Annotated in this window: 7 protein-coding genes; 2 read left to right on the forward strand and 5 right to left on the reverse strand. The window is 78.2% G+C overall.

Annotated elements, in window-relative coordinates:
* Positions 1-1413, forward strand: a 1413-nt coding sequence (locus WCS02_RS15795) for a hypothetical protein (RefSeq protein ID WP_340294960.1), incomplete at its 5' end; no start/stop codon positions are given.
* A 46-nt stretch (positions 1414-1459) separates the two neighbouring features.
* Here WCS02_RS15795 and WCS02_RS15800 read toward each other — a convergent pair.
* Together WCS02_RS15800 and WCS02_RS15805 are read right to left on the reverse strand one after the other, a co-directional pair.
* Positions 1460-2332 (reverse strand): LLM class flavin-dependent oxidoreductase, encoded by an 873-nt coding sequence (locus WCS02_RS15800; RefSeq protein WP_340294962.1) that lies wholly within the window; start codon positions 2330-2332, stop codon positions 1460-1462.
* Between the two features lie 89 nt (positions 2333-2421).
* Positions 2422-3507, reverse strand: coding sequence for a winged helix DNA-binding domain-containing protein (locus WCS02_RS15805; protein ID WP_340294964.1), 1086 nt, complete (start codon positions 3505-3507; stop codon positions 2422-2424).
* A 63-nt stretch (positions 3508-3570) separates the two neighbouring features.
* On the opposite strand from WCS02_RS15805, the gene WCS02_RS15810 reads away from it, so the two are divergent.
* The gene (locus tag WCS02_RS15810) at positions 3571-4530 is read left to right on the forward strand and encodes a nucleoside hydrolase (RefSeq protein ID WP_340294966.1); all 960 of its coding nucleotides are present in this window, start codon (positions 3571-3573) and stop codon (positions 4528-4530) included.
* Positions 4531-4560: 30 nt separating this feature from the next.
* Here the strand turns inward: WCS02_RS15810 and WCS02_RS15815 are convergent, their stop codons facing one another.
* From WCS02_RS15815 to WCS02_RS15825, 3 genes are all read right to left on the reverse strand, one after another.
* Complete coding sequence (locus WCS02_RS15815; protein WP_340294968.1) at positions 4561-5448, reverse strand: Gfo/Idh/MocA family protein; 888 nt, start codon at positions 5446-5448, stop codon at positions 4561-4563.
* 58 nt (positions 5449-5506) lie between these two features.
* Positions 5507-6001: a hypothetical protein gene (locus tag WCS02_RS15820; RefSeq protein ID WP_340294970.1), complete on the reverse strand. Its 495-nt coding sequence runs from the start codon at positions 5999-6001 to the stop codon at positions 5507-5509.
* The coding region (locus WCS02_RS15825; protein ID WP_422665428.1) for a hypothetical protein at positions 5998-6604 on the reverse strand (607 nt) is incomplete at its 5' end. The genes WCS02_RS15825 and WCS02_RS15820, both read right to left, overlap by 4 nt.

Below are 6604 nucleotides of genomic sequence, written 5' to 3' on the forward strand. Positions count from 1 at the left end.
GCCCGCGACGGGGCCGCCGCCCGGGCCACGGTCGACCGCCCGCCGCTGCGGCCGACGGGCGCGGTCCTCAGCGACCCGGCCGCCCCGTGCGCGACCGGGGACGCCCGTCCGGCCGTCCGGTCCGGCACCCCCACGGTCTACGCCGTCCACCGGGACCGCGACGGCGGGCGCGTCCAGGCGGTCGTCAGCGTGACGAGCCTGCGGTCCCCCTCGACCGGCGAGGTCGTCTGGTCGACAGTGACGGCACCCCAGGTGTCCGGTGCCGGGCACGCCGTCCAGGTGGGCGGTCTCGAGCACGGCGGGGTCTACCGCGTCCGCACGCACACCGTCGACGCGGGGCAGCGGCGCGGGCCGTCGGTGTCGTGCGAGCTCGAGGTCGACCTCGTGGCGCCGGCACCGCCGACCGTGACGGCCGTGGCCGTCGGGACGCAGCCGGTCTACCTGCCGGGCGTGCCCTCGGGGGGCGTGGGACAGCCAGGGTCGTTCGTGCTGGGCGCCGGCGGGTCCGACGACGTGGTGGGGTACCGGTACTCGCTCGGCGGCGGCGTGCCCGTGACGGCCGTCACCGGCGACTCGCCCACCGTCACGGTCACCCCGACGTCGGAGGGGAGCACCCGGCTGGAGGTCCGGTCGGTCGACCGGGCGGGCTGGCTCAGCCCCGTGACCGGCTACGACGTGGTGGTGCCCTCCGGCTCGCCGCGGCAGGTGACCTGGCGGTTCGACGAGACGACGGGCACGCGCGCGGCGTCCGCGACGCCGGACGGGGGTGACCCGCTGCCGATGACCCTCAGCCCGTCGCTGGAGACCCGGGTGGGCGGCCTGCTCGCGATGCTGGGCAGCACGACGGACCTGGCCCTGGACCTCGACGGCGCCGACGACGTCGCCCGTACCTCGGCGCCGGCCGTCACGACGACCGGCAGCTACTCCGTGTCCGCGTCGCTCCGGTCCGCCGTCACCGGCGGCGCGGCGACGGCGCTCAGCCAGGACGGCACGGCGACCGCAGGGTTCCGGCTGGGGTACCAGCCGTGCGACGACGGCACCGGCAGCTGCTGGTCCTTCGGTGTGCCCGTGGCCGACGCCGTGACCGCCGCGCCGACCACCGTGCTGTCCGGCATCGAGGCCGAGGCCGGCGCGTGGGCCGTCGTCACGGGGGTGCACGACGCGACCGCCGGCACGCTCTCGCTGTGGGTCTGCCACCCCGTCCCCGGGGACTTCGGCGAGCAGGGCTGGGAGCTCGACCGGGCAGGCACCGTCGCGGCCCCGGCACCGTGGGCGGCGACCGGCCCGCTGCGGCTGGGCGGCGCCGGCGGGCCGGACCCGGCTGCCTGGACCGGGGCGGTCGGCGAGGTCCGCGTGGCAGCCGGCGTCCCCAGCGACTCGACGCTGCTCAGGCGCTGCCCCCCGCTGGGCTGACCCGCGTGCCGGGTCCGGTCGGGGGCGCGATCCTCGGCCGGGCCGGTCAGCCGAGGCCGGGGAGCCGGGCGGCGACCGCCTCGAGGACGTGCTCGTCGCCCGCGTACACGCCCTCCGCGCGCGGCCAGTGCGTGACCAGGTCGGTGAAGCCGATGGCGCGGGCCCGCTCGTGCGCGCGGAGGAAGTCGTCGACCGAGGCCAGCGCGTACGCGCCGGCGTCGACGCTGAGGTAGCGGTCGACGGCGTCCGGGTGCCGGCCCTGCGCCTCGAGGGTCTCGGTGAACGTCCGGTGCGCGTCCTCGACGCCTGCCCACCAGTCGCGCGGGCCGGCGCCGCCGGCAGGTCCGGTGGTGGCCCAGCCCTGGCCGACCCGGGCCGCCAGCCGCATCCCGCGGGGCCCGTCGGCCGCCACGACGAACGGCAGCCGGGGCTCGCTGGGCCCGCCGGGGATCATCCGGGCGTCGTCGGCGGCGTAGAACTCCCCGCGCCACGTCGTCGACCGCTGCCGCAGCAGCCGGTCGAGCAGGTCGACGAACTCCTCGAACCGGGCCGTCCGGCGGGCCTGCGGCAGCGGCGGCTCCCCGAGCACGGTCGCGTCCGCGCCGGCGCCGCCCGAGCCGACGCCCAGGACGAACCGGCCGCCGCTGATGTCGTCCAGGCTCATCAGCTCCTTGGCGAACGGGACCGGGTGGCGGAAGTTCGGGCTCGCCACCCAGGTCCCGAGCCGGATCGTCGACGTCACCGTCGCCGCGGCGGTCAGGGTCGGGACGGTGGCGAACCACGGCTGGTCGCGCAGCGAGCGCCACGACAGGTGGTCGTAGGTCCACGCGTGGGCGAACCCGAGCTCCTCGGTCCGCCGCCAGGTCCGGGCCGCCTCGGACCAGCGCTGCTGCGGGAGGACGACGATGCCGGTGCGCACGGCGGCGACCCTACGGCCGGACGCGGCCGCCCCGGGGCGCGGTGGGCGCTCCTGGGCGTCGACGCAGCCCGCGTCGGCGGGGTCCCGTCTCACGGCAGTGCGGCGTGCACCTCGCGCACCCGTTCCGCCACGCCCGCCGGCAGCGCGTCGAAGCCGTCGACGTCGACCGAGGCGGGCGCGCCCCGGCGGGAGGGGACGTGCCGCCAGGTGGCCACCACCTGCCCGCCGACCACCACGGTCGGCCGGAACACCCCGTTCCGGCCGGGGACGATCCGCTCGGCGTGCGCGGGGGCCAGGACGGCGTCGCGGTCGGCGTAGCCCAGCAGGTACTCGTCGAAGCCCGGCAGCAGGAGCACGCCCTCGGCCTCCTCGCGGCAGGCGGCCAGACGGTCCCGGACCGACGGGTCCAGGAGGTGCTCGACGCCGTCGCGGCCCTCGACGGCGACCGCCTCGAGCTCTGCCCGCACCGCGGCCACGCCCCGCCGCACCTCGGTGACGGGCAAGGACGCCCAGCGCGCCAGGTCCGCGACCGTGGCCGGGCCGTGGCTGCCCAGGTAGCGGCGCGCGAGCCGGGCCAGCGCCTCGTCCCGGTCGACGGCGGGCACCTCGGGCAGCCAGCCGTCGGAGGCGACGACGAGCTGCTCGGTCGACGTCCCTGTCGTCGGCCCCAGGCAGACCCGGCCGGTCTCGGCCAGGTGCGCGAGCAGGTGGTAGCCGCGCTGGCCGGTGGTGGCGACGCCCGACCGCTCCCAGGTCGCCATCAGCTCCGCGCGAGACAGCGCCGCGCCGTCGGCGAGCGCCGCCAGGGCGACCTCTCCCGCCAGGGCGACGGTCCTGTCGTCGAGCCCGAGCTCGCGGCGGCGCGCGGCGGACCGGGCGACCATCCGGGGACCGGCGAGGGGCAGCAGCCACGGCAGGTCCTCCGCCGCGACCAGGTGGAGGGTGCCCCGCATCGGCCAGGACCGGACCAGCGTGCCCGCGTCCATCGCCGACAGCACCGCCGCCCGGTCCGACGGCCGGCTGCGCAGCGCCACCGACGTGACCGCGCCCGGCAGGTCCTGCGCCTGCGCCGCGAGCAGCCCGCGCACCGCGGTGGCCGGGTCGGTGCCGCCGGGCACGCCGACCAGGCCGAGCGCGACCAGCCGCAGCAGGCCGACGTCCCCGGTCGCGATCACCCGCCCAGGGTCGCCGCGGGGTCCGACAGGACGGCACGGGCCCTGACCGCCATGCTCGACCGGGTGCCCCTGCCCTCCCTGGCCCCCGGCGCCCGTCCGGTCCCCGTCGTCCTCGACTGCGACCCCGGCCACGACGACGCCCTCGCGCTGCTCCTGGCCCACGCCGACCCCCGCCTGGACCTGCGGGCGGTGACCGTCGTCCACGGCAACCAGACCGTCGACCGCTGCCTGCGCAACGCCCTCGCGGTCTGCACCGTGGCCGGGATCACCGGGGTGCCGGTCGCTCGCGGGGCGGACCGTCCGCTGGTCCGTCCGCTGCGGGTGGCCGCGGACATCCACGGCGAGAGCGGGCTCGACGGCCCGCTGCTGCCCGAGCCCACGGTGCGCGCCGACGACCGGGACGCCGTCACGCTCCTGGCCGACACCCTGCGCGCGGCCGACGAGCCGGTCACCGTGGTGGCGACCGGCGCCCTGACGAACGTCGCGCTGCTCCTGCGCGCCCACCCGGCGCTGCGCGACCGCGTCCGCGAGGTGGTGTGGATGGGCGGCTCGACGGGGCGGGGCAACATCCAGCCGCTCGCGGAGGCCAACGCCGCCAACGACCCGGAGGCCGCGGCGGAGGTGCTCGACGCGCTGCCGCTGACCATGGTCGGGCTCGACCTCACCCACCAGGCCCTGGTCACGCCCGAGGTGGTCGCGCGGTTCACGGCGCTGGGCACACCGGTCGGCACGCTGTGCGCGGAGCTCATGACGTTCTTCGGCGACCGGTACGCCGAGGTGTTCGGGATGACGGACCCGCCGCTGCACGACCCGGTCGCGGTGGCGATGGTCGCCGACCCGACCCTGGTGCGGACGGTGCGCGCCAACCTGGTCGTGGAGACGCAGGGGCGCTGGACGGCCGGCGCCACGGTCGTCGACCTCGACCGGGTGACGGGCCGGCCGGACACCGCGACGGTGGGGCTGGAGCTGCGGGTCGGGGCGTTCTTCGACCTGCTCCTGGACGCGGTGGCGACCTACCGCTGACCGGCAGGTGCTCCGTCCCAGGTCACCGGGTCAGCCGCGTGCGCGGTCCAGCTGCTCCTGGGCGCGGGCGAGGACGCGCACGGTCTCCGCGCCGGCCCGGGCGTCCGCGGGGTGGGCGGGCCCGCCCTGCGCGGCGGTGACGAGGGAGCGCAGCGCAGAGGCGTGCGCGTCCTGCGGCTCGACGCCGTGGTCGCGGGGGATCGACGCCCAGCCGTCGCGGCCGTAGACGTCGAACCGGAGGGTGGCGGCCGGCTCGGGCACGGTGAGGCTCACGGTCGCGGTGCTCGACGCCCCGCCCTGGTGCCGCAGGACGAGGTGGACGGTGTCGCCGGCGCCGGCCGCCGCGGTGACGTCGGTGACCGCGCCGAGCACGGGGACCAGGACCGACAGGGCGTGCGGGCCGATGTCCCACAGCGCGCCCTGCTCCTGGCGCCAGGCGGAGTGCGCGAACGGGCTGCCCTCGTGGTAGATCGACCCGGCCCAGACCGCGACGGCGCCGGCCCAGCCACCCTGGGCGGCGACCTCCTGCACCCACGCCTCGACGGGCGCCTGGTGCCGGGCGGTGACGAACACGACCGAGGTGACCCCGGCCTCCTCGACCGCGGCGACGACGGCGTCGGCGTCCTCCACGGTGAGGGCGGTCGGCTTCTCCAGCAGCAGGTGGCAGCCGGCGCGGGCGGCCTGCACGGCCAGCGGGGCCTGCACCGAGGGCGGGACGGCGAAGGTCACGGCGTCCACGGCCGCGAACATCTCGCCCGCGTCGGCGTAGGCGGTGGTGCCGTGCGCGGCCGCGAGCTCCTCGGCCTTGGCCGGGTCGCGTCCCCAGACCCCCGCCAGCTCGACGCCGTCGACGGCGGCGACGCCCCTGGCGTGCACCTCGGTCGCCCAGTACCCGGTCCCGACCAGCCCTACCCGCACGTGCGCCTCCTGACCCCGGGCCGCCGTCGGTCCGGCAGCGCCACAGCCTGGCACGGGCTCAGCGGCGCTGGCGGACGGCGGTGACGACGGCGCCCACCACGAGCAGCAGGCCCAGGGTGACCATGGCGACCGGGAGGGCCAGCGCGAGGTCGACGCGGACCGCCACCAGCTCCCAGGCGCCGAGCAGGCCCGCCACCGCCAGGGCGATGCAGCCCCACACCAGGGTGCCGAGCGCCGGGCCGCGCGGCTCGACGACGACGGGGGCGGGGGCCTGCGCGGGCGCCTCGGTCGCCGCGGTGCTGCGGGTGGCGCCGTAGGGGTCCGACGCGGCGGGGGCGTACGGGTCGGACGCGGCGGGGCCGTACGGGTCGGGCCCGGCGGGGGCGCCGTACGGGTCGGCATCGGCGGGGCTGGTCGTGGCGGGGCCGGTGGTGGTCTTGGTGAGGTCCACGGTCGTCTCCTGGGCGGTGTCTGCGGAGCTGGGCGGGATGACAGGCGGGGTGCTGGCCGGGGTGCTGGTCGGGGTGGTGCCGGGCTCGGCGTCGGGGCTCACTGCTCGACCTCCAGCACGACGACCGTGCCGATGCCGACGAAGGCGTCGACGACGACCTGCGGGTCGTCGGCGTCGAGCAGCCGGCGGTCGAGCGCCAGGCCGCCGTCGCTCTCGCCGTCGCCCGTGCCGTCCTCGCCGACCCGGGTGCCGCCGACGACGGCGCCGGCGTCGACCCGGACGTCCATCCCCTCCGGGACGAGGACCGTGAGCTCGCCGATGCCGACCCGGACGGGCACCTCGACCGCGGCCCCGGAGGGCAGGTCCTCCAGGCCGGACAGGTCGAGGTAGCCGTCGCCGAGGCCGACGGAGCCGCCGAGGCGGGCCTCGCGGACGTCGTCCGGGGCCCAGGTGCGCTCGCCGGCGACCTGGCTGGTGCGCCAGCTGGGCACGAGCAGGGCGGCGACGACCGCGAGCAGGACGAGGAAGGTGGTGAACCCGACGCCGCCGTCGCGGCGCCCGGCGACGCCGAGGCCGACGAGCACGAGGCCCAGGACGACGAGGGCGGCGCAGGCGGCGAGCACCGCGGGGCGGCCCTCTACCAGGCCGGCGTCGGCGACGAGCCACGCGGCACCCGCCGCGACCAGGGCGGCCCCGGTCGCGGCG

Source organism: Aquipuribacter hungaricus (genome assembly GCF_037860755.1).
Taxonomy (GTDB): Bacteria; Actinomycetota; Actinomycetes; order Actinomycetales; family JBBAYJ01; genus Aquipuribacter; species Aquipuribacter hungaricus.